The organism is Micromonospora sp. M42 (assembly GCF_000568915.1).
In the GTDB taxonomy this organism is placed as follows: domain Bacteria; phylum Actinomycetota; class Actinomycetes; order Mycobacteriales; family Micromonosporaceae; genus Micromonospora; species Micromonospora chalcea.
On the sequence record NZ_KK037233.1, the window covers coordinates 6043223 to 6066774 of the forward strand.

The window sequence follows — 23552 nt, forward strand, 5'->3', positions numbered from 1 at the left end:
GGCTCCGCCATCGCGGAGCCGGCCCGGCCGGTGCTGACGAGCGTGCTCAGCAGTCGAAGTACATCGCGAACTCGTGCGGGGTCGGGCGCAGGCGCACCGGGTCGACCTCGTTGGCCCGCTTCCACTCGACCCAGGTCGAGATCAGGTCCGGCGTGAACACGCCGCCGTCGAGCAGGTAGTCGTGGTCGGCCTCGAGCGCGGTGAGCACCTCCGGCAGCGAGCCCGGGACCTGCTTGACGTCGCCCCACTCCTCCGGCGGGAGGTCGTACAGGTCCTTGTCGATCGGCGCCGGCGGCTCGATCTTGTTCTTGATGCCGTCCAGGCCGGCCATCATCATCGCCGAGAACGCCAGGTACGGGTTGCTGGACGGGTCCGGCACCCGGAACTCGACGCGCTTGGCCTTCGGGTTGCTGCCGGTGACCGGGATGCGGGTGCACGCGGAGCGGTTGCGCTGCGAGTAGACCAGGTTCACCGGCGCCTCGAAGCCGGGTACCAGACGACGGTAGGAGTTCACCGTCGGGTTGGTGAAGGCGAGCAGCGAGGGGGCGTGGTGCAGGAGGCCGCCGATGTACCAGCGGGCGGTGTCGGACAGGCCGGCGTAGCCGGTCTCGTCGTAGAACAGCGGCTCGCCGCCGCGCCAGAGGCTCTGGTGGGTGTGCATGCCGGAGCCGTTGTCGCCGAACAGCGGCTTGGGCATGAACGTGGCGGTCTTGCCGGCGGCCCAGGTCTCGTTCTTGACGATGTACTTGAACAGCTGGAGCTGGTCGGCGGCGTGCAGCAGCGTGGAGAACTTGTAGTTGATCTCCGACTGGCCGGCGGTGCCGACCTCGTGGTGCGAGCGCTCGACGGTGAAGCCACCGTCGACGAGGCGCCGCACGATCCGGTCACGCAGGTCGGCGTAGTGGTCCACCGGGGGCACCGGGAAGTAGCCGCCCTTGTAGGCGGTCTTGTAGCCGCGGTTGCCGCCCTCTTCGATCCGGCCGCTGTTCCAGGCGCCCTCGATCGAGTCGATGTAGTAGAACGACTGGTGGGCGGAGGTTTCGTGGCGGATGGAGTCGAAGATGTAGAACTCGGCTTCGGCGCCGAAGTAGGCGGTGTCGGCGATGCCGCTGGCGGCGAGGTAGGCCTCGGCCTTCTTGGCGACGTTGCGGGGGTCGCGGGAGTAGGCCTCGCGGGTGAACGGGTCGTGGATGAAGAAGTTCAGCGCGAGGGTCTTCTGCGTGCGGAACGGGTCGATGAAGGCGGTGGCGACGTCCGGCAGCAGGAGCATGTCGGACTCGTGGATGGCCTGGAACCCGCGGATCGAGGAGCCGTCGAAGGCGAGGCCGTCGGTGAACACGCTGTCGTCGAACGACTCGACCGGCAGGTTGAAGTGCTGCATCACGCCGGGCAGGTCACAGAAACGTACGTCGACGAACTTCACGTCCTCGTTGGCGAGGTATCGCAGGAGTTCCTCGGAATTGGCGAACACACGTCCTCCTGGCAGGTCCACTCCGGTAGCTAACTACTGGCGACGCTATGGCCGGGGGGTTGCCCGGCCGTGTCTCGTCTGTTTCCGCCGTGTTACGTCGCTTGCGGAGCGTCACTCCGACACGCTCTGGTGGCGAATGTCGGATTTTTCGTCAGGGGTTGCGGCGGCGCTACCCTGGCCGCTGTGACCGATACCGCCGCCACACCGGTGCCGCCCGCCGCCGACCCCGCTTTCACCCCGCCCAGCCTCGGCCGCCGATTCGGCGCCCTGATCATCGACTGGGTGCTGTGCCTGATGGTCGCCCGGGCCTTCTCCGACCCGGTCCGCGACGGCTGGCCGCCGGTCCTGGTGCTGATCCTGGAGTACGGCTTCTTCATCGGCCTGTTCGCCCAGACCCCCGGCATGTACCTGACCCGGCTGCGCTGCGTCGCCTGGGCCGACGGCGGCCGGATCGGGCTGCTCCGCGGGCTGCTGCGCGGACTCCTGCTGGCCCTCGTCGTGCCGGCCCTGCTCATGGACGAGCACAAGCGCGGCCTGCACGACCGGCTCGCCGGCGCCGTCGTCACCGACGCGCCGCGCCGCTGACCCGCACAAGAAAGGAGCCGGCCCCGCACGGGACCGGCTCCTTATCGCGTACGCCGGAAGTCAGCGACCCCGGGTCTGCCGGAACGCGCCACGCGGCGGCCGCATGTTCTTCGGGACCGCGCCCTTGGGCATCTGCGGCCGCGCGGTCAGCGCCTTGAGCCGCTTGTCGAGCGCGTTGACGTCCTTCGGGGACAGGGCGCGGGGCAGCCGCATCAGCGTCATCCGCAGCTTGCGGACCGGCAGCTCACCCTCGCCCTGCCCGATCACGTAGTCGTGCAGCGGCGCCGTGCCGATCACCTTCGCCAGCCGGCGCTTCTCCTGGCCGAGCAGGCCACGCACACGCTGCGGGTTCCCCTCGGCCAGCAGGATCACGCCCTGGCGGCCCACCACCAGGTGCACCATGTCCATCTGCGTGGTGGAACTGACCGCCGGGGTGACCCGCCAGTCGCCGCGCATGCTCTCCATGATCTGCGCCGCCGCGCCCGGCTGCCCCTCGGCGGCGTTCATCATCGCCTTGTTGGAGCGCAGGTTGAGCACGATCAGCACGGCCAGCAGGGCGAGCAGGATGCCGATCGGCAACCAGATCCAGCCCCAGGCGATCACCGCGACCACGGTGAGCGCGAGCGGGATCAGCACCGCCGCCGCCGTCAGCGGCGCGAACCACTTGTCCTGCTTGGCGGTGAACCGGAACACCATCCCGATCTGCTTCAGCCGCTGGCCGAACGAGACCTTCTCCTGGGGCTTTGCCATGCCGCAGAGTCTAGTGGTCGGCGCACGTCACGTTGATCCGTGGCCGCCTCTTCCGGAGCGGGCTGAGTACCTTACGGCCGCGCGGCCCCTCGTCGGCCCTCAGGTAAGGAGGCGGCGGGGGCAAAGATCAGGCGGCGTACCCATGTGCCGGGGGCACCTTCGCGCGAAAAGTGGATCTCGACAGCGACGACAGACCCACGACAGGGAGATCCGACATGTTCGGCAACGACGCGGAGTTCATCCTCAGCATCCACCGCAGCCACGCCTCCGAACTGCAGGCCGACGCGGCGCAGGACCGGCTGGCCCGGTCGCTGCCCCGACGGCACCCGCGCGGCTGGCTGAGCCGCCGACAGCACCACGCCCGCATCACCGACGCCCGCCGGTGACCGCGCCGGCGGCCGTCCACCCCCCGATCGGCCAGGCCGGGCCGTCGGGGGGCCGTGGCATGCTCGACGGCGTGACAGTACGCGCCGCCAGCACCGTTCTCGTCGGCCGCCGGCCCGAGCTGACAGTGCTCGGCGACGCGCTGGCCCGGGCGCGGTCCGGCGACCCGACGACCGTGCTCGTCGGCGGCGAGGCCGGGGTCGGCAAGACCCGGCTGCTGGAGGAGTTCGGCACGCACGTCCACACCGCCGGGGCGCGGCTGCTGGTCGGCCAGTGCCTGGAACTGGGCGAGGCCGGCCTGCCGTTCGCCCCGTTCGCGGCCGCGCTGCGCGACGTGCTGCGCCACGACGGGCCGGCCGCCTTCGCCGGCTACGAGGCGGAGTTCGCCCGGCTGCTGCCCGAGCTGGCCCGGATGCCCGCAGGCGTCGCCGCGCCCGCCGGGCCGGCCCTCGCCGACACCCCGCGCGGCTACCTGTTCGACCTGGTCGCCGACCTGTTCCGGCGCATCGCCGAGGAACGCCCGCTGGTGCTGGTGATCGAGGACCTGCACTGGGCCGACCGCTCCACCCGCGACCTGATCGGCTTCCTGGTGCGGGCCGCCCGCGCCACCCGCCTGCTGGTGGTCTGCACGTACCGCACCGACGAGCTGCACCGCGGGCACCCCCTGCGGCCGTTCCTCGCCGAGCTGGACCGGGTCCGCGGCGTGGACCGGATCGAGCTGGGCCGCCTCGACCGCGACGGCACCGCCGCCGTGCTCGCCGACCTGCTCGGTGTCGAGCAGTTCGCCCGGACCGTGGACGACGTGCACGAACGCACCCAGGGCAACCCGTTCTTCATCGAGGAGCTGGCCGCCGCCGGTGGCCCGGTCGGCTGCGCCACCATCCCGGAGACGCTGCGCGACCTGCTGCTGGCCCGCGTCGACCGGCTGCCCGAGCCGGCCCAGCGGTGCTGCGGATCGCCGCCGCCGGCGGCACCCGCTTCGCCCACCAGCTGCTCGCCGAGGTGGCCGGCCTGCCCGAGGCCGAACTGGAGGACGCGCTGCGCGCCGCCGTCGCCGGTCAGCTCGTGGTGGCCGACCCGGACGGCGACTACGAGTTCCGGCACGCGCTGGTCCGCGAGGCGGTGCACGACGACCTGCTGCCCGGCGAGCACGCCCGGCTGCACGCCCGGTACGCCGCCGCGATCGAGGCCCAACCCCACCTGGTCGCCGCCGGTCGCGCGCCGGCCGAGATCGCCCACCACTGGTACGCGGCGCACGACCACCCGCGCGCGCTCACCGCCGCCCGGGTCGCCGCCGAGGCAGCCGCCGAACGGTACGCGTACGCCGAGCAGAGCCGGCTGCTGGAGCGCGTCCTCGAACTGTGGGAGCAGGTGCCCGACGCCGCGGACCGGCTCGGCATGGACCACCTGCGGGTACTGGAGGACACGCTCATCGCCGCGGTCACCGCCGGTGACCTCAGCCGCGCGCTCACGCTCACCCGGGCCGCGCTGGCCGAGGTCGACTCCGACGCCGAACCGCTGCGCGCCGCCCGCCTGCTCGACCACCGGGGCCGGCTGTTCGCGCTGCTCGGCAAGAGCGACGGCGCGGCCGAGCTGCGCGAGGCGTACCGGCTGGCGGCCCGCGCCCCCGACGGCCCGGAACGGTTCGCCGTGCTGGCCGACATCGCGTCGCACCTGATGAAGGTCGACCCGCGCGAGGCCGCCACGGTGGCCGCCGAAGCCGCGGCCGGCGCGTCCGAGGTCGGCGACCTGGTGCTGCTGCCACCCGGATCGCCCTGCTGCACCGCCTCGACGGCACGCCGGAGCGCGGGCTGGCCGAGCTGCGCCGGTCGAGGCGCGGGCCCGTGCCGCCGGTGACTCGTGGCCCTGGTCAGCGCGCTGGTCTTCCTCTCCGACGTGCTCTACGAGGCTGGGCCGCTACGACGAGTCCGAGCAGGCGGCCGCGGCCGGGGTGAGCGAGGCGCGCCCGGGTCGGCATCAGGCCGCTCGATCGGGGCGTACCTGCTGTCGAAACGGGCCGAGGCGCTGATCGCGCTGGGCCGCTGGGACGAGGCGTGACGCCACCTGCGCCGAGGCGGCCCGCATCGACCCGCCGGGCGTCTCCGGTCTGCACTGGCTGCAACTGCGCGCCGGGCTGCACCTGGCCCGCGCCCACCCCGCCGCCGACGAGGTCGTCGGGCGGGCGCTGGCGTTCCTCAGCCGCCCCTACCTGTGGCCCAACCACCGGCTGCCGCTGCACGAGCTGCGCGTGGAGGCCGCGCTCGCCGCCGACGACAAGCTGGAAGCGGTACGCGCGGCGCGCGCCGCCCTGGCCGACCCGCACCTGGCCGACCTGCCGCGCGAGGGCTGGCCGGTGCTCGGCGCGGTGGCGCGTACCGCCGCGCTGACCGGTGACGCGACGCTCGCCGCCGACGTGTCCACGAGGGCCGCCGCGCTGCCCGCCCGGTACCCGGCCGAACAGGCGTACGCGGCGCACGTCACGGCAGTCCTGGCCGGGCTCGCGCCCACCGGTCCCGCCGGGGCGCTCGCGCAGTGGCGGGCGGCGGTGGCGGCGTGGCGGACGGCCGGGCAGCCGTACCCGCTGGGCCGGGCGCTGCTCGGGCTGGCCGAGGCGGCCGCCGCGGCGGGCGAGCGGGACGACGTGGCCGCCGCGGTACGGGAGACGGTCGAGGTGGCCGCCCGGCTGGGCGCCACCCCGCTGGGCGAGCAGGCGGCGACGCTGGCCCGCCGGGTCGGGCTGCGCGGCACCGGGCGACCCGGGCCGGACCTGCTGACCAGCCGGGAACGGGAGGTGCTGCGGCTGGTGGCCGAGGGGCACAGCAACAGCCGCATCGCCGAGCGGCTGTTCATCTCGCCGAAGACGGCGAGCGTGCACGTGTCCCGGATCATCGCCAAGCTGGACGTGACCAACCGGGTGGAGGCCGCCGCGCTGGCCCACCGCCTCGGTCTGCTCGACCCGCCACCGGGCCTGCGTCAGCGGCGTGGCAGGTAGATCCGCCAGCCGGCGACCGTGACGACGTCGAGCGCGCCGGGTTCGGGGCCGAGGCGCGCGTCCAGCCGGGCGGCCAGCGGCGAGCCGGCGAGCGCCACCCAGGCGGCGTCCGGGTCGGCGGCCACCTCCCGCCGGTACGCGGGCAGCCGGTCGAATCCGGGGCGCAGATCGTCCTCGACCACGGCGCAGAGCACGTTCTCGCCGGTGGCGTAGGTGAGCCGGTTGCACGTCCAGTAGCCGCCGCGCACGTGCCGGACGCCGAGCGCGCCGAGCGTGTCCACGAGCGAGCGGTGCCGGTCCGCCTCGGCGTGCACGGCCGGGGCCGCCCGGATCACCTCCACTGTGGTCGCCGCGCCGGTTCCGAGCACACCTGCGAGCACCGCCACCGCCCCGACACCCGCCACCCGGGCCCTAGCCCAGGCCGCCCGCCGGCCGGTCGCCTTGATCGACTCCACCTCGGCGAGTGGGCGGGCGGCCTGCCACAGTGGCCAGAGCAGGGCGGGCACCGCGACCGCCAGGCACGACAGGTACCGGCTGCTCTCGATCGGCGTCCGCCCGGCCGCGTTGCTGACCGCGTAGGCGGCGAGGACCCCGGCCGCGCCGCCGAGCAGCGCCAGCCGCACCCCGGCCGACACCCGCTCCGCCGAGCGGGGACCGCCGCCGGCACGGCGCAGGGTGTGCCACGCGGTGAACGCGGCGAGCAGCAACAGCACCGGGAACGCGACAGCCCACCAGAGCTGCCAGGTGGCGCACCGGCCGGGCGAGCAGAAGCCCATCGCCAGCGGCGGCCCGAGCACCAGCCCGCCGTGCAGTCGATCCGCCCAGTCCGCGGCAGCGCCCGTACCGCCCGCTGCCAGCACCGCGCTCACCGGGTTGCGGCCGTGCCGAAGGCTGTCCACGAGCATCGGCGCGGTACCCAGCAGCAGCGCCCCGGCCAGCACCACGCCGGCCCGCCCGGCCAGTTCCCGCCAGCGCCACGCCACGAGCAGCGCGCCGAGCGTCAGCACGTACGGCAGGATCAGCGGGTCCACCCAGAGCAGCACCCCGGCGATCAGTCCCCAGGCCGCCCAGCGGGGCAGCCGCGCACCCGGCCCGGTCACGCAGAGCCCGACGGTGAGCAGCGCCAGCGCCGCGCCGGCCGGGTTCAGCTCCGGATAACCGCCACCGGCGATCAGCTGGTTCTTCACCACCCGATCCGCGCCGAGCGCCAGCACGGCGACGACCAGCAGGGCGTACCAGCGGTCACCGCCGAGCCGCCGGGTCAGTCGCCAGGACAGCAGCAGGAACAGCGCGTACAGCGCCAGCGTGGGCAGCCGCAGCACGAGCACCGACGGTCCGGCCAGCGCGATCAGCGGCGCGGCCAGGTACGCCTCCAGCGTGCCCATGTACGCCTGGCCGTAGAACCACACCGGGAAGCCGTCGCCCCGGGCGATGTGCAGGGCGGCCAGCCCCATCGTCGCCTCGTCGCTGTTGGTGGGCGGCACGTCGGCGAACAGCAGCGCCAGCCGGTAGCCCACAGCGGCGAACCCGACGAGCACGGCGAGCAGCGTCGGCAACGGCAGCCGCCGGGGCGTACGGGAGCGCACGGTCTCGCGTGGCTCCTCGCGTACCCCGGCGGTCATGCCTGTGATCATGGCATCCGGCGGGTGGCCGGCGGCGGGTGACGCGGTCGACGGCCGGCCTCAGCCGGCGGCGACGACCTCCCGGCGGGCGTCGAGCGCCTGCTGGTAGAGGCGGCCCGCGCGGTACGACGAACGGACCAGCGGGCCGCTCATCACGCCCGCGAAGCCGATCTCCTCGGCCTCCTCGCGCAGCTCGACGAACTCCTCCGGCTTGACCCAGCGGGTGACCGGGTGGTGCCGGGGGGAGGGGCGCAGGTACTGCGTGATGGTGATCAGCTCACAGCCCGCCTCGTGCAGGTCGCGCAGCGCCTGGGACACCTCGGCGCGCTCCTCGCCCATGCCCAGGATCAGGTTGCTCTTGGTGACCAGGCCGTCGGCGCGGGCCTGGCGGATCACGTCGAGCGAACGCTCGTAGCGGAACGCTGGGCGGATCCGCTTGAAGATGCGCGGCACCGTCTCCACGTTGTGGGCCAGCACCTCGGGCCGCGAGCCGAACACCTCGGCGAGCTGCTCGGGTACGGCGTTGAAGTCGGGGATCAGCAGCTCGACACCGCAGCCGGACTGCAGCGCGTGGATCTGCCGGACCGTCTCGGCGTAGAGCCAGGCGCCACCGTCGGGCAGGTCGTCGCGGGCGACACCGGTGATGGTCGCGTAACGCAGACCCATCGCGGCGACCGACTCGGCGACGCGCCGCGGCTCGTCGGCGTCGAACTCGGCCGGCTTTCCGGTGTCGATCTGACAGAAGTCGCAGCGCCGGGTGCACTGGTCACCACCGATGAGGAAGGTGGCCTCCCGGTCCTCCCAGCACTCGTAGATGTTGGGGCAGCCGGCCTCCTGGCACACGGTGTGCAGCCCCTCGCGCGAGACGAGCCCGCGCAACTGGGTGTACTCCGGGCCCATCTTGGCCTTGACCTTGATCCACGGCGGCTTGCGCTCGATCGGCGTCTCGGCGTTGCGTGCCTCGATCCGCAGCATGCGCCGCCCCTCCGGGGCGACCGTCGCGGGGCGCGCGGGCTGCTCAGTCGTCGGCGCGGATTGCTCGATCGTCACAAAACCGAGCGTACGCCGGTCGGCGCCGGTCGATGAACGGCGGGCGACGGCCGTCACCCCGGAATCGCTGTGACACCGGACACGAAGGGCCAAAAATCCCGGTCACACCGCGAGGCGCCCGGTGCTAGCGTGCCGGGCAGAGCTGTGACGGAGCCGAGTAACGGACCGATCCGCCAGTCGAGAGAGCCGCCGGTTGCTGCGAGGCGGTCTGGCGCCGGGCCGTGAAGACCCTCCCGAGCTGCGGGAAGAACAGCGCCTGTGCGCCCAGTAGAGCCCGCCCGGCCGGCCCCGGTGAAAAGGCGACGAACGAGGCTCCCGCCCCGGCGGGGGCGAAGGTGTGGTGGCACCGCGAGGTTCCCGCTCGCCCACATCTCCCTGGGGATCGCGTTGCGATTGGTCAAGGAGGTAGTCGTCGTGCAACGCATCCTGTCCTCCCAACTCCCCGCCCATGTGGGCGCCACCGTGCGCCTTGCCGGCTGGGTCCACCGCCGCCGGCTGCTCAAGTCGGTGGCCTTCCTGGTCCTCCGCGACGGCGGCGGGCTCGCCCAGGTGGTGGTCACCGCGCCCGCCGTGCGCGCGCAGGTCGAGGCGCTCACCGAGGAGACGGTCGTCGAGGTGGTCGGCACGGTGGTCGCGAACCCGGCCGCGCCCGCCGGGGTCGAGATCGTCGAGCCGACGGTACGTCCGCTCGGGCCGCCCGCCGTCCCGCCCCCGTTCGACCTGTACCGGCCGGTGCTCACGGCCGGCCTGTCCACCCAGCTCGACCACGCGCCGGTCGCGCTGCGGCACCCGAGCCGATCCGCCGCGCTGCGGATCTCGGCGGCGGCCGTGTCCGGCTTCCGGGCCACGCTCGACGGGCAGGGCTTCGTCGAGGTGCACACGCCGAAGGTGGTCGCCTCGTCCACCGAGAGCGGGGCGAACGTGTTCGCGCTGGACTGGTTCGGCCGTCCCGCCTACCTGGCCCAGTCGCCGCAGTTCTACAAGCAGCTCATGGTCGGCGTCTTCGAGCGGGTGTACGAGGTGGGGCCGGTGTTCCGCGCCGAGCCGCACGACACCGCGCGGCACCTGGCCCAGTACACGTCGCTCGACGTCGAGCTGGGGTTCGTGGCCGACCACCGGGACGTGATGGCGGTGCTGCGGGACACCCTGGCCGGGATGGTGGCGGCAGTCGCCGACCGGGCGGACGGTGCGCTGGCCACGCTCGGCGTGACGGTGCCGGAGGTGCCGGCCGAGATCCCGGCGGTGCACTTCACCGAGGCGTTGACGATCGCCGGCGCGCCACCTTCCGAACCCGATCTGGCCCCGGCGCACGAGCGGGCGCTGGGGGAGTGGGCGCTCCGCGAGCACGGCAGCGACTTTCTCTTCGTCACCGGCTATCCGATGGCGAAGCGCCCCTTCTACACCCATCCGGACCCGGCGCGGCCCGCGTACTCGAACGGTTTCGACCTGCTGTTCCGCGGCGTGGAGTTGGTCACCGGCGGGCAGCGGCTGCACCGGCACGCCGACTACCTGGCCGCGCTGGCGGCGCGCGGCGAGCCGGTCGAGCCGTACGCCGGGTACGTGGACGCGTTCCGGCACGGCATGCCGCCGCACGGCGGGTTCGCGATCGGGCTGGAGCGGTTCGTCGCGCGGCTGACGGGCGCGGCGAACGTCCGGGAGGTGACCGCCTTCCCGCGCGACCTGCACCGCCTCACGCCCTGACGGCTGCGCCCTCGCGCGGCTTGCTCCGTGCCGGTCCGCGGCGGCGGGCTCGCTCCTAGCCGGTCCCGGTCCCGGTTCCGACCCCGATGGCGGGCGCGGGCTCGGCATCGGGCCGGCGGTCTCGCCGCCGACCTCCGGAATCGGTTCGGATCTGCCACTGAGCGTGACGAGAGATCGCTCGGCCTAGTGGTCACTCTCGGTGAGGGTTGTTGCGGGGCGGTCGAGAGGCCCTCGGCGTCGGCGGATTGCGCTGAGCTGGGGTTATGGCGGACTGCCGTCCGGAGGGAGGGAAGGGTGTCTGCGCCCTTTGCTCTGCAGCCACGAGCGCAACGGTCGACCGGGCGTGATCGTTGCGGATCTGGCTGCAGAGCAAAGTCGGCGGGAGGTCACATGCCGCGGACGCGGCGTTGTCACTCACCGTGACCGATGGCGGGGTGGGGGCTGGGCGAGCGGCGGTTCTGGGCGGACGGCGATCCGGACCGATCGGCCGGACCGGGCGGTCAGGCCGGGCCGAGCAGGTCCCAGAGGTTGCCGGCGATGTCGCGGAAGACCGCGACCCGGCCGTACGGCTCGGTGCGGGGCGGCCGGACGAACTCGACCCCCGCGTCGGCCATCCGGCGGTACACCGCCTCGAAGTCGTCGACCTGGAGGAAGAAACCCACCCGGCCGTGGGTCTGGTCGCCCACCGCACCGGCCTGGTGCTCACCGTCGGCGCGGGCCAGCAGCAGGCCGGTGCCACCGCCCGGCGGGCGTACGACCACCCAGCGCTTGGGCCGGCCGTCGTTCGTCAGCGAGGGCTTGTCCTCGGCCAGCTCGAACCCGAGCACCTCGGTGAAGAACGCGATCGCCGGGTCGTACTCGGCGACGACGAGCGTGACCAGGTCGAGCCGCACGGGGCTCAGACCTGCGTCAGCGTCGGCAGGTGTCGCTCGACCACCGGCAGCACGTCGGCGACGGTGATCGGCCGGCCCAGCTCGGCGGTCAGCGATGTGACCCCGGCGTCGCGGATGCCGCAGGGCACGATCCGGTCGAAGAAGCCGAGGTCGCAGTCGCAGTTGACGGAGAAGCCGTGCAGCGTGACGCCGCGGGCCACCCGGATGCCGATGGCGGCCACCTTGCGGGCCGGGCCCCTGTCGTCCTCCGGCACCCACACGCCGGAGCGCCCCTCGACTCGGCCGGCGGCCAGCCCGAACTCGGCGCACACGTCGATCAGCAGCTGCTCGGTGCGGCGGACGTACGCGACCACGTCGACCGGGTCGGGCAGCCGGACGATCGGGTAGCCGACGAGCTGCCCCGGACCGTGCCAGGTGATCTTCCCGCCGCGGTCCACGTCCACCACCGGGGTGCCGTCCATCGGGCGGTCCCACGGCTCGGTGCGCTTGCCGGCGGTGTAGACGCTGGGGTGCTCCAGCAGCAGCACCGTGTCGCCCTGCTCGCCGGCCACCACCGCCTCGTGCAGCCGGCGCTGCTCGTCCCAGGCGGCCTGGTAGTCGAGCAGGCCGGCGCGGACGGCGGTCAGCCCGGAAGTCGTCACGCTCACCCGTCCAGCCTAGTCCCGCCCCCGGGAACCGGACCCGTGAGCCTCGTCGCCATCGGGCCGAGGTGGCGGTCAGTCCGGCACCCGCCACAGCCAGACGTCCTCCACCCGCTCCGGCTCGCCGAGCAGCGCGGTGGCGGTACGCCGCAGCGCGTCCTCGTCGACGTCGTACTTCGCGCCGTGCACCCGGTCCGGCAGCACCACCGCCCGCACGCCCCAGTGGCGCAGGTCCGCCCGGGACTCGCGGATGCTGCCGTCGGTGATGATCGGCACCAGCCCGGTCCGGCCGGCCTGGTCCATCAGTGAGTCGAAGGTGCGCGGCACCGGCCCGATCCGGCCCCGGCCCTCCGGCCCGCCCGGCCCGAGGAAGAACCCGGCCGGGATGCGGAACTCACCCTGCCGGTGGGCCAGCGCGTACGCCTGCCAGCGCTGCCCGTCCGGGTACACGTCGACGGTCAGCGGCAGCGGGGTCAGCACCCCGTCGGGCGGGACGTAGCGCTGCCAGGCGCCACTGGTGATGAACGCCGGGATCGGTTCGCGGACGCTGGTCAGCAGTGGCGTCGGCACCAGCGGCAGCAGCGCGGCGACGAACCCGAGCGCCCAGGCCACGCCGACGGCGCGGCGCCGGGGCGGCCGGGCGCGCAGCGAGTCGATCGCGTACGCCAGCAGCAGGCCGATCACCGGCGCGACGACAAGGGCCAGCCGGGACGGCAGCGCCGCGTTGATCACCGGCAGGTTGTCCAGCACCCCGAACGGCAGCGTCTGCTCGAAGCGGCGGCCGTTCCACTTCACAGTCGGCCCCCACGACAGCACCGCGAAGACCACCGCGGTCACCCCGAGCGCCGCGAGGGTGGCCCGGAACGCCCGGTCCGCGCGCCACCACAGCAGCGCGAAGCAGGGCCAGGCCGAGCACGAGCAGCGGTACGCCGAAGAACGAGTTCTCCTCCGTCGGGTTGGGCGCCAGCGAGGTGCCCCACCCGGCCCAGCCGGCCAGCGACCGGCGCGGGTACGACCCGTACGCGGCGATGTCCTCGGAGTGGATCAGCGGATCGAAGCCGGTGCCGTGGAACCGCTGCGGCCCGAGGAAGTGCAGCCAGAGCGGGTACGCCAGCAGCGCTCCGGCGACGAGCGCGGTGACTCCGAGCCCGGCCGCCATCCGGGGCAGCGCGGCGCGTGCCTCCGGCCACCGGGCCGGGTGCAGCGCCCAGACGGCGAGGAACACGCCGAGCGCCAGCGCGGTGAAGAACAGCCCTTCGGCGGCGATCGAGAACGCGGCCGCCACCAGCAGCCCGAGCACGATCCCGCCGGTGACCGCGCGGCCGGGGCGGCGCAGCCGGAACACGCCCCAGATCAGCAGCGGCACCAGCCAGCCGGCGGTCCAGTTCAGGTGCGCGTTGGCGTGCGACACCATCGCCGGGCAGAAGGCGATGAACAGCGCCCCCACACCGGCGGCCAGCCGGCTGCGCACCAGGTACCGGCTCAGCAGCCAGTACCAGGCCACCGCGGTGGCGGCGAGGTTGAGCGTGAGGATCACCAGGAACGTCGCGGGCGGCCCGATCAGGTACGTCAGCGGCGCGAAGACCGCCGCGTACACGGTGATCGAGGTGTTCACCGCGAGGTTCACCCCGTCCGGGACGTTGATCAGCGTGGTGTAGAGCGGGTTCTCCCCGTGGGTGAGCGCGTGCCCGCCGAACGCCAGCAGCCACTCGAACAGCGCCTGGTCGCTGGAGTTGACGGTGATGGCACGGCTGTTCGGATCACGCCACATGCCGCTGGTGACCCAGAAGGCCAGGGCCAGCGCGGCGAGCGTCACCAGCAGGTCGGCCCGCCGGTCACGGACGCGGGTCGTCGACGGCCCGGTGGCCAGGAACGGGGAGGACGGCACGCAGCGGACGTTACCAACCGGACCTGGGCAGACCGCCCGGACACGAAACTCACCCGCACACTTCGGCGGTCGTGAATGTGTGAGCGGCGGCCATTCCGGTGTGACGAAACACAGCCGTAACGTCGCGGCAACCCGGAGGTGACTCAGTTCACATTCCACGATCGGGAGGTTCCCGTGCCCCGCTCCTCATCCCTCATCGCCCGCGTCGCCGGGGCGGCGGCCGGGGTCGTGCTGGCCGCGGCCACCGCGCTGGTCGCCGCCCTTCCCGCCCAGGCCGCCTCGCTCACCCAGGTCACCGGCTTCGGCTCCAACCCCGGAAACCTGACCATGTACGCGTACCGCCCGGACGGCCTGCCGGCCGGCGCGCCCGCCGTGGTGCTGCTGCACGGGTGCGTGCAGAACGCCTCGACCTACGTCGCCAACTCCGGCTGGCAGAAGTACGCCGACCAGTGGAAGTTCACGCTCATCGCGCCGCAGCAGCCCAGCGGCAACAACGCCAACTCCTGCTTCAACTGGTTCGAGACCGGTGACACCGCCCGCGGCCAGGGCGAGGCGCTGTCGATCAAACAGATGGTCGACTACGCCAGGACCACCTACGGCACCGACGGCGCCCGCGTGTACGTCAGCGGCCTCTCCGCCGGCGGCGCGATGAGCGCGGCCATGCTCGCCGCCTACCCGGACGTCTTCGCCGGCGGCTCGATCATCGCCGGCATCCCGTACCGCTGCGCGACCAGCACCGTCACCGCGTTCAGCTGCATGAACCCGGGTGTGGACAAGACCCCGGCCCAGTGGGGCGACCTGGTCCGCGGCGCGTACGCCGGCTACACCGGCAAGCGGCCCCGGGTGGCGATCTGGCACGGCACCAGCGACACCACTGTGGCGACCGCGAACGCCGCCGAGTCCCGGGACCAGTGGACGAACGTGCTGGGCCTGTCGACCACCCCGACCAGCACGTCCACGCTGCCGTCCGGCACGAGCCTGGAGGTCTACGGCAACGACCAGGTCCGCCTCTACCGGGTCTCCGGCATGGGCCACGGCACCCCCGTCGACCCGGGTACCGGCGCGGACCAGTGCGGCACCGCCGGGGCGTACTTCCTGGACACCATCTGTTCGACGTACCGGGACGCGCTCTTCTTCGGGCTCGGCGGTGGCGGCGCCTCGCCGAGCCCGACCCCGACGGCGACCGCGTCACCCACGCCCACCGCGTCACCCTCGCCCACGCCATCGCCGACCGGCGCGCCGGTCTGCGTCACCGCCAGCAACTACGCGCACGTGGTGGCCGGGCGGGCCTACCAGTCCGGCGGGTACGCCTACGCGCTGGGCAGCGGGCAGCGGATGGGCCTCTACAACACCTTCTACACGAGCACGCTCAAGCAGACCGGGCCCGCGTACTGGGTGATCGGCTGCTGAACGGCCACGCCGCGCCGCCCTCGCGGGCTCACTCCGTGAGGGCGGCGCGCAGCGCGCCCGGCAGGTCCGGATGCGTCCAGGGAAAGCCGGACTTGTCGAGTACGCCCGGCAGCACCCGGGTGCTGGTGAGCGCCTCCTGCGAGAAGCCGCCCAGCACCACCTTCAGCGCCACCGCCGGGATCGGCATGATCGCGGGGCGGTGCAGCTGACGGGCAAGTTCCCGGGTGAACTCGGCGTTGGTGACCGGCGCCGGGCCGACCACGTTGACCGGGCCCGCCACGTCGTCGCGGTCGAGCAGGAACGTCGCCGCGTTCAGCCAGTCCCGCATCGAGATCCACGGCAGCCACTGCCGCCCGTTGCCCAGCTTGCCGCCGACGCCGAGCCGGAACGGCAGCAGCTGCGGCTTGAGCAGGCCGCCGTCGCGGTGCAGCGGCAGTCCGGTACGCAGCCGCACCACCCGTACGCCCGCGTCCTCGGCCGGCCGGGTCGCGGCCTCCCACACCCGGCAGACGTCGGCGAGGAACCCCTCACCAGCCGGCGCCTCCTCGGTGACCGCGCGGTCACCGGTGTTGCCGTACCAGCCGACCGCCGAGGAGTTCAGCAGCACCGCGGGCCGGTCCGCGGCGGGCAGACCGGCGATCGTGATGGCGAGCGTGGTGGTGCTGTCCACGCGGCTGGTCCGGATCAGCTTCCGGTACTCGTCGTTCCAGCGCTTGTCGCCCACCCCGGCCCCGGCCAGGTTCACCACCGCGTCCGCCTCGGCGACGCACTGCGGGTCCAGCTGCGCGGCGGACGGGTTCCACTGGCGCTCGGCGGGTGTGCGTGGTGGGCGGCGGACCAGGCGGGTGACCTGGTGGCCGTCCGCGGTGAGGCAGTCGACCAGTCGGGTGCCGAGGAAACCGGACGCGCCGGCCATGAGGATCCGCATGCTCACATCTTCGAGTACGCGGCGCTATTCGGATGCGTGGAGCGAAATCACTCACTCGTCACGCCCACCCGTCACGCGCGCTGAACGTGTTGCGTTTTTTTCGAATAGCGATACCCTTGTGGTCATGAGCAGCGCGCTGCGTGAACGTACCGTCCTTCCTCCGGACGACCCGGCTGAGCTGGCCCGGTTCGTGCACGAACTGCGGAGCGCCAGCGGTCGTGCGCGGGCCAGGCTGGTCGGGCCGGACGGGTCCGAGATCGAGATCCCCGACGAGTTGTACGGAGTGCTGCGGGACGTGGTGACGGCACTGTCCGAAGGGCTTGCGATCTCCATCGCACCGCACAACACGATGCTGACGACCCAGGAGGCGGCAGACCTGCTCAACATCTCCCGGCCCACGCTGGTCCGGTTGCTGTCCGAGGGCGAGATGCCGCACACGATGCGCGGCCGTCACCGGCGAGTCATGCTCCGGGACGTTCTCGACTACCAGGAGCGGACCCGGCAGGCACGCCGCCGGACGCTCGACCGGATGACCGCCGAAGCCGAGGAAGACGGCCTGTACGACGCGACGGCCACACCGCGCAGGACGAGATGAGCGTGACCTGAGTGGCGTTCCCGGCTTTTCTCGACACCTGCGTCCTCTACCCGGCGCATCTCTGCGACACCCTGCTGCGGCTGGCCGAGGTCGCCGCCTACCGGCCCCTCTGGTCCAGGGACGTCCTTGACGAGCTGCGACGCAACCTGATCGCACGAGGCATCGCGGAGGAGCGGGTCGACCGCCGGATCGGCCAGATGTCCGAGGCGTTCCCGGACGCCATGGTCAGCGGGTACGAGTCGCTCATCGACGGCATGTCCAACGATCCCAAGGACCGGCACGTGCTGGCTGCCGCCGTCCGGGCGAACGCGGAAGTGCTGGTCACGTTCAACGTCGGTGATTTTCCCGAGGCGTCGCTCAAGTCCTTCGACATCGTGGCGATGCACCCGGACGACTTCCTGCTCGACCAGCTGGACCTCTACCCGGGGCAGACACTGGACGTCCTGCACCGCCAGGCGGCCGCCTACCGCAGGGAGCCGACGACCGTACCGGGTCTGCTCGTACTGCTGGGACGCACCGGCCTGCCCCGGTTCGCCGCGGAGGTCCGCCGGCACCTCTGAGGCGGCCCCCCCGCGGCGGGACAGAGCGGTCAGGCGTCGGCCGGGGCGGTGCGCAGGTCGGCGAGCAGGCGTTCCACCTCGGCGAAGGCCGCCTCCGGCAGCGGCCCGTACGCCAGCGCTCCCAGGTTCTCCTCGGCCTGCGCCACGGTCCGGCAGCCGGGAATCGGCAGCGTGTGCGGGCTGCGGGCGAGCAGCCAGCCCAGCGCGCCCTGGGCGAGCGTGCGGCCGTCGGCGGTCAGCGCCGCACGGACCCGGGCCACCCGCTGCGCCCACTCGGCGCGCGGTACGCCGCCGGTGAACCAGTCCAGCCACTCCGGTGCCACACCGCGGACGTCGTCGCCGCCCCGGGCGGTCGGCGCGTCCTGGTACTTCGCGGTGAGCAGGCCCATCGCCAGCGGCCCTCGATTGAGGCTCGCCAGGTCGAACTCCGCGCACACCGCGAGCATGGCGGCGTTGTCCCGCAGCACCGACTGGTCGTGCTGGATCGCCGCGCAGTGCGGTCCCGCCTCGGCGAAGGCGCGCGCCGAGGCGGGGTCGTCGGTGCTCCAGCCGTACGCGCGAATCTTCCCCTCCGCGACCAGGTCCTCCAGCGTGCCGACGAGGTCCAGCGCCCGTGGCACCGGCAGGCCGCCCAGGTGGAGCTGGTAGAGGTCGACGTGGTCGGTGCCGAGCCGGCGCAGCGAACCCGCCAGGCTGCGCCGCGCGTACTCGGGACTGGCGTCCTCGCCGAGCGCCTGGCGGGTCTCCTCGTCGGTGGGATAGCCGAACTTGGTCGCGATGACCGCGCGGTCCCGGCGGCCCGCCAGCGCGCGCCCGAGTACCCGCTCGCTGTGCCCGGCGCCATAGTTGCTGGACGTGTCGAACAGCGTCGCGCCCAGGTCGAGAGCCCGGTGGACGGTACGCACCGACTCGTCGTCGTCCACCTCGCCCCAGCCCAGCGGTTGGGTGCCGTCCCAGAGCGGGCCGCCGATCGCCCAGCAGCCCATGCCGATCGCGCTGACCTCGATGCCGCTGCGGCCCAGCCGTCGTGTCGTCGTCATGCGCCCAGTGTTCACTTTCGAGTGTGCTCGAAGTCCAGCGCTTTTCCGGCCAGCCGGGGCAGCAGCGGCGCGAGCGGCGCCACCGCGTCGGCGCGTACCGCGAAATGGGTGACGCCCCAGCGGCGCTCGTGCCCGGCCACCGCCGCGACGATCTCGTCGGGCGTGCCGGCCAGCACGAACGGGGTGGCCAGCACCTCCTCCGGGGTGAGCCCGGTCTCGGCGGCCGTTGTGGCGGCGGCCGCCTCGGCGTCGTCGGTGACCGCGACGTGCTGGACCAGCGCCTCCAGCACCGGCGGCGTCTCCCGGCCGTCCGCTCCGGCCGCGACGTGCGCGAGCTGCGCCTCGATCTGGTCGGCCCGCCACCGGACGGTGTGCTGGTGGCCGTCGGCCAGGGTACGGCCGAAGCCGGTCAGACCGACCACGTCGGCGTGCTTCCCGGCCCAGCGCAGCAGCGTCGAGTTGGCCGTGCCGACGATCAGCGGGATCCGGTCCTGCACCGGGCGCGGCCGGTGCAGGCGTGCCGCGTACGCGGTCAGCTCCTCGGTGTCCACAGTGACCTCGTCGCCGGCCAGCAGCGCCCGTACCGCCTCGGCCACCGCGACGCAGCGGCGGACCCGGGCGGCGACGTCCGGCCGCTCGCGCCCGACGGCCCGCCACTCGGCCGGGGTGTGGCCGGCGCCGAGCCCGAGCCGGGCCCGCCCGCCGGAGACCACGTCCAGCGTGGCCACGTCGGCGGCGAGCAGGATCGGTTCCCGGACAGCGGCGTTGGAGACGTACGAGCCGAGGCCCAGCGTGCTGGTCACGGCTCCCGCGGCGGCCAGCGCGACGAACGGCGACGCGCAGTCGCCCGGATGGTCGGCGGCGAACAGCGCGTCGAAACCGGCCGCCTCGACGGTGCGGGCCAGCTCGGTCCAGCTCGCCGCGTCGGTGGGATGGGCCTGTACGGAGAAGGTCGCCATCGCCCCAGCATCGGCGCGCGCCGGGCCGCCGGCCACCCCGCGCGCGCCGATTCTGCCGACGGCCGAACGTCACACCGCGTCGAGGCGGGCCAGGTCGTCGGGGGACAGGCGCAGCGCGGCGGCGGCGACGTTCTGCTCCAGGTGCGCCGGGTCGCCGGTGCCGGGGATGGCCAGCACGTTTGGACCCCGGGCCAGCGTCCAGGCCAGCCGGACCTGGGCCGCCGTCACGCCGTGCTCCCGGGCCACCGCGAGCACCTCCGGGTGCTCCTCGCCGGTCGCGCCGGCCTCCCGACCGCTGGTGACGAGGGAGAAGAACGGCACGAACGCGGTGCCGTGCGCGGCGCAGTCGCGGATCAGCTCGTCGTGCTGACGGCGGTAGCCCAGGCCGTACGAGTTCTGCACACACACCACCGGTGCGATGGCGCGCGCCTCGGTGACCTGGTGGGGGCGTACGGCGGAGACGCCGAGGTGCCGGATCAGCCCGGCGTCGCGCAGCTCGGCGAGCGCGCCGAAGTGCTCGGAACAGCGGCTCCGGGCCGTGCACCCGCCAGGTTCACCACGTCCAGGTGGTCGCGGCCGAGCTGGCGCAGGTTCTCCTCCACCTGGCCGCGCAGCTGGTCCGGGCGGGCCGCCGGCAGCCACTGCCCGGACGGGTCCTTGCCCGGCCCGACCTTGGTCACGATGACCAGATCCTCCGGGTACGGCCACAGCGCCCGGTTGATCAGCTCGTTGGCCGAGCGCAGCGGCGAGAAGTAGAACGCGGCCGTGTCGATGTGGTTGACGCCCAGCTCGACGGCGCGGCGCAGCACGGCGACGGCCCGGTCGCGGTCGCTCGGGCTGCCGTCGGCGTTCGCGGTCAGCCGCATCGCGCCCAGGCCCATCCGGTTGACGGTCAGGTCGCCGAGCTGCCAGGCGCCGGCCGCGCCGGCGTGGACGGTGTCGATGGTCATGTGGCCCCCGTATCCCTCAGGTGTGGCCCCGCGGCGGGGCCGACAGGTTTCACGGAGGCGGCGGGCCGGTGGTTCACTCGCCTTCGTCGCGGTCGTCGGGCCGTTCGTGCCAGCGGGCCCGCCAGGCCGCCTCGTGCGCCTCGTGGCTGGCGCGTTCCTCGAAGACCAGCTTCCGCAGGGCCCGCCGGCCCTCGTCGAAGACGATCACTTCGACGGCCACCATACCCACCGTGATGGCGGTGAGCATGCCCAGCGCGGCCAGCCCCGGCACCCGTTCCGCGACCGGGATGCTCAGGCCGAGCAGCAACGCCGTCGCGACCCGCGTCCAGCTCAGCGTGCGCAGGGTACGGAGTTGGAACAGCATGTTGCCGCAGAGATAGCAGATCACGCCGCCGAACAGCAGCGGCACGCTCGGCCCGTGCCCCGGCTCGCTGGGCGGCACGTTCGGGTCGGCGATGCCGTGCACTATCGTCTCGGCGCCGAGCGCGAACAGGATGATGCCCGCGATCATCGGCAGGAACAGGTAGGCGTACGCGTCCCGGGCCATCGCCACCCGGGGGCCGTCCTGCGCGACGTGCAACGCGATCCGGGCGGCCGGCCCGATCATGTCGTAGTGCGCCCACCAGAGCGCGGCGGTGAAGAAGATGCCGAGCACGGCCGCGGTCACGGCCGGCCAGGTGGGCGGCTGGCCGAGCAGGTTGCTGCCGACGCCGACCGAGATCACGGACTCGCCCAGCGCGATGATCAGGATCAGGTCGTACCGCTCGGTCCAGTGTTCGGCCGATGCGACGCCCCAGCCCCAGGTCCCGGCGAGGATGCCGGTGCCGTACTGGAGCAGGACGACCACCGCCCACAGCACGTCGCGGAGCACCGCCGCGGAGAACAGGTCGTCGATCCTCGGCGGCAGCAGCGCGGCGACCAGCAGCAGCGCGGTGCTGCCGATCAGTTCCGGGGCGAACCGGAGGAGTTGCCGGCGCTCGTTCGGGCTGTCCCGGACCGCGTGCCGGTACAGCAGCAGGTGGATCAACCGCAGGACGGTGTAGCTGAGCGCCGCGACCATCGGCCCGGCCGCGTTGCCGGTCGGGTCCCGGAACGCCTGCGGCAGCGACAGCGCGAACGTGAACAGCGCGGCCATGCCGACTGTCATGAGCACCGGGACGAAGCCTTCGCCGAGGCGTACCCGGGTGGCGACCACGCTGTGCACCACCCACGACCACCAGAGCACGGCGAGGACCAGCAGCGCGTGCAGCAGCGCCCCGCCGGTCACCTGCAGGGCGGTGGCCCGGGTGATGATGAAGAACGAGAAGACGAAGACCAGGTCGAAGAAGATCTCGAACCGGTCGACGCGGGCGCCCGGGGCCACCGGCACCGCCGGCCCCAGGCGTCCACGCCACCGGTTCGAGCCCACCGGCCGAGTCTGTCAGCGCAGGTCGGGCCGGGTGGCCGATTCGGTCAGCCCGTCCGGTGGCGCAGGCCGTCCATCAGCAGGTCGAGCAGGCGTCCGGCCTGGGCGCGCTGGTCCGGCTCGCCGGCCACCAGGGACACCCCGCTGAGGCTGGCGAGCACGTCGGCGGCGGCCACGTCGGCGCGTACGGCACCGGCCGCCGCGCCGGCGGCGAGGAGTTCGCCGAGCGCGGCCAGCAGCAGGTCGCGGCTCTGCGCGTACGGGTTGGCGCCGGAGGCGATGACCAGCCGTAGGGCGTCGGCCATGCCCCGCTTGGTGGCGAGGTAGTCGACGAACCGGTCCATCCACGTGCGCAGCGCCACGTCGGCGGGCCGGGTGGCGAGCAGCGCCGGCGCGGCGTCGCAGAGCTTCTCCAGCTCGTTGCGGTACGCCGCCTCGATGAGCGCTTCCCGGCTGGGGAAGTGGCGGTAGAGCGTGCCGATCCCGACCCCGGCCTCCTTGGCGACGCGGTCGAGCGTTACCTCCGCGCCCGCCTGGGAAAACGCCTGCACCGCGGCGTCCAGCAGGCGCTGCCGGTTGCGCAGCGCGTCGGCGCGCAGCGGTCGGTCGGGCACGGTTCCTCCTCGGCTCGACCGGGTCGCGGGCCCGGGTCGGTGGTAACCGGAGTCTCCTCCGGTTATGCTGAGCAAGTAACGGAGGATCCTCCGCTTCTCATCGTAGCGGGCGGACATCGGTCCGCGTCGCCGTCGACAAGGATGGACCATGACAACCCCGACACCAGTCACGACCCCGTTCGACTCCGAGACCACCGCCCTGGAAGTGGTCCGCGACCTGGACCTGACCGGCCGGCGGGCCGTCGTCACCGGCGGCGCCTCCGGGATCGGCGTGGAGACCGCCCGCGCGCTCGCCTCCGCCGGAGCGGACGTCACCCTCGCCGTCCGCAACACCGAGGCCGGTCAGCGCGCCGCCGCCGAGCTCACCGGCGCCACCGGCAACGACCGGATCCTGGTCGCCCCGCTCGACCTGGACGATCTCGCGTCGGTGGCCGCGTTCGTCCGGAACTGGGACGGGCCGCTGCACATGCTCGTCAACAACGCCGGGATCATGGCCTCCCCGGAGATGCGTACCGAGCAGGGCTGGGAGATGCAGTTCGCCACGAACCACCTCGGGCACTTCGCGCTCGCCACCGGACTGCGCCCGGCGCTCGCCGCGGCCGGTGGCGCGCGGATCGTCTCGGTCAGCTCGGCCGCCCACCTGAGGTCGCCGGTGGAGTTCTCCGACATCCACTTCCGGCAGCGGCCGTACGACCCGTGGCTGGCGTACGGGCAGTCCAAGACCGCGAACGTGCTCTTCGCGGTGGAGGCGACCCGCCGCTGGGCCGACGACGGCATCTGGACCAACGCGCTGATGCCCGGCGCGATCCGGACCAACCTCCAGCGCTACATCACCGAGGAGGAGTTGGCCCGGATGCGCGCGCAGAGCGGTGGCGGCGCGGCCTCGTTCAAGACCCCGGAGCAGGGCGCGGCGACCTCGGTGCTGGTCGCCACCTCACCGCTGCTCGACGGCGTCGGCGGCCGGTACTTCGAGGACTGCCAGGAGGCCGGGCCGAACCAGCCGGGCACGCGGACCGGCTGGGCGCCGTACGCCCGGGACCCGGAGGCCGCCGAGCAGCTCTGGACGGTATCCGAGGAGCACCTGAAGGGCTGAGGCCGCTGACGACGAAGGGGG

At 73.4% G+C, this 23552-nt stretch carries 23 protein-coding genes and 2 pseudogenes; 11 read left to right on the forward strand and 14 right to left on the reverse strand.

Features of this window, described 5'->3' with window-relative positions:
* Window positions 1-46: 46 nt before the first annotated feature.
* The gene (gene glnA, locus MCBG_RS27980) at window positions 47-1471 is read right to left on the reverse strand and encodes a type I glutamate--ammonia ligase (RefSeq protein ID WP_043329312.1); all 1425 of its coding nucleotides are present in this window, start codon (window positions 1469-1471) and stop codon (window positions 47-49) included.
* Between the two features lie 183 nt (window positions 1472-1654).
* On the opposite strand from glnA, the gene MCBG_RS27985 reads away from it, so the two are divergent.
* Complete coding sequence (locus MCBG_RS27985; protein WP_043329315.1) at window positions 1655-2056, forward strand: RDD family protein; 402 nt, start codon at window positions 1655-1657, stop codon at window positions 2054-2056.
* Between the two features lie 60 nt (window positions 2057-2116).
* On the opposite strand, the gene MCBG_RS27990 is transcribed toward MCBG_RS27985, so the two are convergent.
* Window positions 2117-2806 carry a DUF4191 domain-containing protein gene (locus MCBG_RS27990; protein WP_043329318.1) on the reverse strand — a complete coding sequence of 230 codons (690 nt, stop codon included), beginning with the start codon at window positions 2804-2806 and terminating at the stop codon, window positions 2117-2119.
* Between the two features lie 215 nt (window positions 2807-3021).
* Between MCBG_RS27990 and MCBG_RS33235 the strand changes: the two genes are divergently transcribed.
* The 5 genes and pseudogenes from MCBG_RS33235 to MCBG_RS34465 all read left to right on the forward strand — a co-directional run bounded on the left by MCBG_RS33235 (window position 3022) and on the right by MCBG_RS34465 (window position 6182).
* Entirely contained in the window at window positions 3022-3192 is a 171-nt protein-coding gene (locus MCBG_RS33235; RefSeq protein WP_166456627.1) for a hypothetical protein, read from the forward strand.
* 59 nt (window positions 3193-3251) lie between these two features.
* Window positions 3252-3755 (forward strand): annotated as a pseudogene (locus tag MCBG_RS34450) (ATP-binding protein); the annotation flags it as partial.
* Between the two features lie 380 nt (window positions 3756-4135).
* Window positions 4136-5047: a hypothetical protein gene (locus tag MCBG_RS34455; protein ID WP_223201480.1), complete on the forward strand. Its 912-nt coding sequence runs from the start codon at window positions 4136-4138 to the stop codon at window positions 5045-5047.
* A gap of 3 nt (window positions 5048-5050) precedes the next feature.
* Window positions 5051-5248, forward strand: a complete 198-nt coding sequence (locus MCBG_RS34460; protein WP_043329319.1) for a hypothetical protein — start codon at window positions 5051-5053, stop codon at window positions 5246-5248.
* Between the two features lie 190 nt (window positions 5249-5438).
* Window positions 5439-6182, forward strand: coding sequence for a helix-turn-helix transcriptional regulator (locus tag MCBG_RS34465; RefSeq protein WP_043329321.1), 744 nt, complete (start codon window positions 5439-5441; stop codon window positions 6180-6182).
* On the opposite strand, the gene MCBG_RS28010 is transcribed toward MCBG_RS34465, so the two are convergent.
* Together MCBG_RS28010 and lipA are read right to left on the reverse strand one after the other, a co-directional pair.
* Entirely contained in the window at window positions 6164-7804 is a 1641-nt protein-coding gene (locus MCBG_RS28010; RefSeq protein ID WP_051611591.1) for a DUF423 domain-containing protein, read from the reverse strand. The genes MCBG_RS34465 and MCBG_RS28010 overlap by 19 nt on opposite strands.
* 60 nt (window positions 7805-7864) lie before the next feature.
* A complete protein-coding gene (gene lipA, locus MCBG_RS28015; RefSeq protein ID WP_166456624.1) occupies window positions 7865-8911 on the reverse strand; it encodes a lipoyl synthase in 1047 nt (348 codons plus the stop codon).
* Window positions 8912-9268: 357 nt separating this feature from the next.
* On the opposite strand from lipA, the gene aspS reads away from it, so the two are divergent.
* Complete coding sequence (aspS, locus tag MCBG_RS28020; RefSeq protein ID WP_043331067.1) at window positions 9269-10555, forward strand: aspartate--tRNA(Asn) ligase; 1287 nt, start codon at window positions 9269-9271, stop codon at window positions 10553-10555.
* Window positions 10556-11055: 500 nt separating this feature from the next.
* Here the strand turns inward: aspS and MCBG_RS28025 are convergent, their stop codons facing one another.
* The 3 genes and pseudogenes from MCBG_RS28025 to MCBG_RS28035 form a co-directional block, all read right to left on the reverse strand.
* Window positions 11056-11448 carry a VOC family protein gene (locus MCBG_RS28025; RefSeq protein WP_043329322.1) on the reverse strand — a complete coding sequence of 131 codons (393 nt, stop codon included), beginning with the start codon at window positions 11446-11448 and terminating at the stop codon, window positions 11056-11058.
* Between the two features lie 5 nt (window positions 11449-11453).
* Entirely contained in the window at window positions 11454-12095 is a 642-nt protein-coding gene (gene lipB, locus MCBG_RS28030; protein WP_043329324.1) for a lipoyl(octanoyl) transferase LipB, read from the reverse strand.
* Between the two features lie 69 nt (window positions 12096-12164).
* Window positions 12165-13977: pseudogene (locus tag MCBG_RS28035) on the reverse strand (DUF2079 domain-containing protein).
* 174 nt (window positions 13978-14151) lie between these two features.
* On the opposite strand from MCBG_RS28035, the gene MCBG_RS28040 reads away from it, so the two are divergent.
* Window positions 14152-15387, forward strand: coding sequence for an extracellular catalytic domain type 1 short-chain-length polyhydroxyalkanoate depolymerase (locus MCBG_RS28040; RefSeq protein ID WP_043329327.1), 1236 nt, complete (start codon window positions 14152-14154; stop codon window positions 15385-15387).
* Between the two features lie 28 nt (window positions 15388-15415).
* On the opposite strand, the gene MCBG_RS28045 is transcribed toward MCBG_RS28040, so the two are convergent.
* The gene (locus MCBG_RS28045) at window positions 15416-16315 is read right to left on the reverse strand and encodes a TIGR01777 family oxidoreductase (protein WP_043329328.1); all 900 of its coding nucleotides are present in this window, start codon (window positions 16313-16315) and stop codon (window positions 15416-15418) included.
* A gap of 124 nt (window positions 16316-16439) precedes the next feature.
* On the opposite strand from MCBG_RS28045, the gene MCBG_RS28050 reads away from it, so the two are divergent.
* Window positions 16440-16910: a helix-turn-helix domain-containing protein gene (locus MCBG_RS28050; protein WP_043331068.1), complete on the forward strand. Its 471-nt coding sequence runs from the start codon at window positions 16440-16442 to the stop codon at window positions 16908-16910.
* Window positions 16911-16921: 11 nt separating this feature from the next.
* Window positions 16922-17470 (forward strand): PIN domain-containing protein, encoded by a 549-nt coding sequence (locus MCBG_RS28055; RefSeq protein WP_043329330.1) that lies wholly within the window; start codon window positions 16922-16924, stop codon window positions 17468-17470.
* Between the two features lie 29 nt (window positions 17471-17499).
* Here the strand turns inward: MCBG_RS28055 and MCBG_RS28060 are convergent, their stop codons facing one another.
* The 6 genes from MCBG_RS28060 to MCBG_RS28080 form a co-directional block, all read right to left on the reverse strand.
* A complete protein-coding gene (locus tag MCBG_RS28060; protein WP_043329332.1) occupies window positions 17500-18510 on the reverse strand; it encodes an aldo/keto reductase in 1011 nt (336 codons plus the stop codon).
* An 11-nt stretch (window positions 18511-18521) separates the two neighbouring features.
* Complete coding sequence (locus MCBG_RS28065; RefSeq protein WP_043329333.1) at window positions 18522-19469, reverse strand: LLM class flavin-dependent oxidoreductase; 948 nt, start codon at window positions 19467-19469, stop codon at window positions 18522-18524.
* 69 nt (window positions 19470-19538) lie between these two features.
* Entirely contained in the window at window positions 19539-19964 is a 426-nt protein-coding gene (locus tag MCBG_RS35375; RefSeq protein WP_369799368.1) for an aldo/keto reductase, read from the reverse strand.
* Window positions 19946-20419 carry an aldo/keto reductase gene (locus tag MCBG_RS35380; protein WP_369799339.1) on the reverse strand — a complete coding sequence of 158 codons (474 nt, stop codon included), beginning with the start codon at window positions 20417-20419 and terminating at the stop codon, window positions 19946-19948. Before MCBG_RS35380 ends, MCBG_RS35375 begins: the two co-directional genes overlap by 19 nt.
* Before the next feature lie 73 nt (window positions 20420-20492).
* Window positions 20493-21827, reverse strand: coding sequence for a low temperature requirement protein A (locus MCBG_RS28075; protein ID WP_043329334.1), 1335 nt, complete (start codon window positions 21825-21827; stop codon window positions 20493-20495).
* 44 nt (window positions 21828-21871) lie between these two features.
* On the reverse strand, window positions 21872-22438 hold the full coding sequence (locus MCBG_RS28080) for a TetR/AcrR family transcriptional regulator (RefSeq protein ID WP_043329335.1): 567 nt from the start codon (window positions 22436-22438) through the stop codon (window positions 21872-21874).
* A gap of 148 nt (window positions 22439-22586) precedes the next feature.
* Here MCBG_RS28080 and MCBG_RS28085 point away from each other — a divergent pair, with 148 nt between their 5' ends.
* Window positions 22587-23531 carry an SDR family NAD(P)-dependent oxidoreductase gene (locus tag MCBG_RS28085; protein WP_043329336.1) on the forward strand — a complete coding sequence of 315 codons (945 nt, stop codon included), beginning with the start codon at window positions 22587-22589 and terminating at the stop codon, window positions 23529-23531.
* The last annotated feature ends 21 nt before the right edge of the window (window positions 23532-23552 follow it).

Bases quoted from the DNA above. Each gene is read 5' to 3' on its own strand.
- MCBG_RS28085 (WP_043329336.1), top strand. From the start codon at position 22,587: ATGACAACCCCGACACCAGTCACGACCCCGTTCGACTCCGAGACCACC.
- MCBG_RS28065 (WP_043329333.1), bottom strand. From the start codon at position 19,469: ATGGCGACCTTCTCCGTACAGGCCCATCCCACCGACGCGGCGAGCTGG.
- MCBG_RS27990 (WP_043329318.1), bottom strand. From the start codon at position 2,806: ATGGCAAAGCCCCAGGAGAAGGTCTCGTTCGGCCAGCGGCTGAAGCAG.
- MCBG_RS28045 (WP_043329328.1), bottom strand. From the start codon at position 16,315: ATGCGGATCCTCATGGCCGGCGCGTCCGGTTTCCTCGGCACCCGACTG.
- MCBG_RS28050 (WP_043331068.1), top strand. From the start codon at position 16,440: ATGAGCAGCGCGCTGCGTGAACGTACCGTCCTTCCTCCGGACGACCCG.
- MCBG_RS28010 (WP_051611591.1), bottom strand. From the start codon at position 7,804: ATGACCGCCGGGGTACGCGAGGAGCCACGCGAGACCGTGCGCTCCCGT.
- MCBG_RS35380 (WP_369799339.1), bottom strand. From the start codon at position 20,419: ATGACCATCGACACCGTCCACGCCGGCGCGGCCGGCGCCTGGCAGCTC.
- MCBG_RS33235 (WP_166456627.1), top strand. From the start codon at position 3,022: ATGTTCGGCAACGACGCGGAGTTCATCCTCAGCATCCACCGCAGCCAC.
- MCBG_RS28060 (WP_043329332.1), bottom strand. From the start codon at position 18,510: ATGACGACGACACGACGGCTGGGCCGCAGCGGCATCGAGGTCAGCGCG.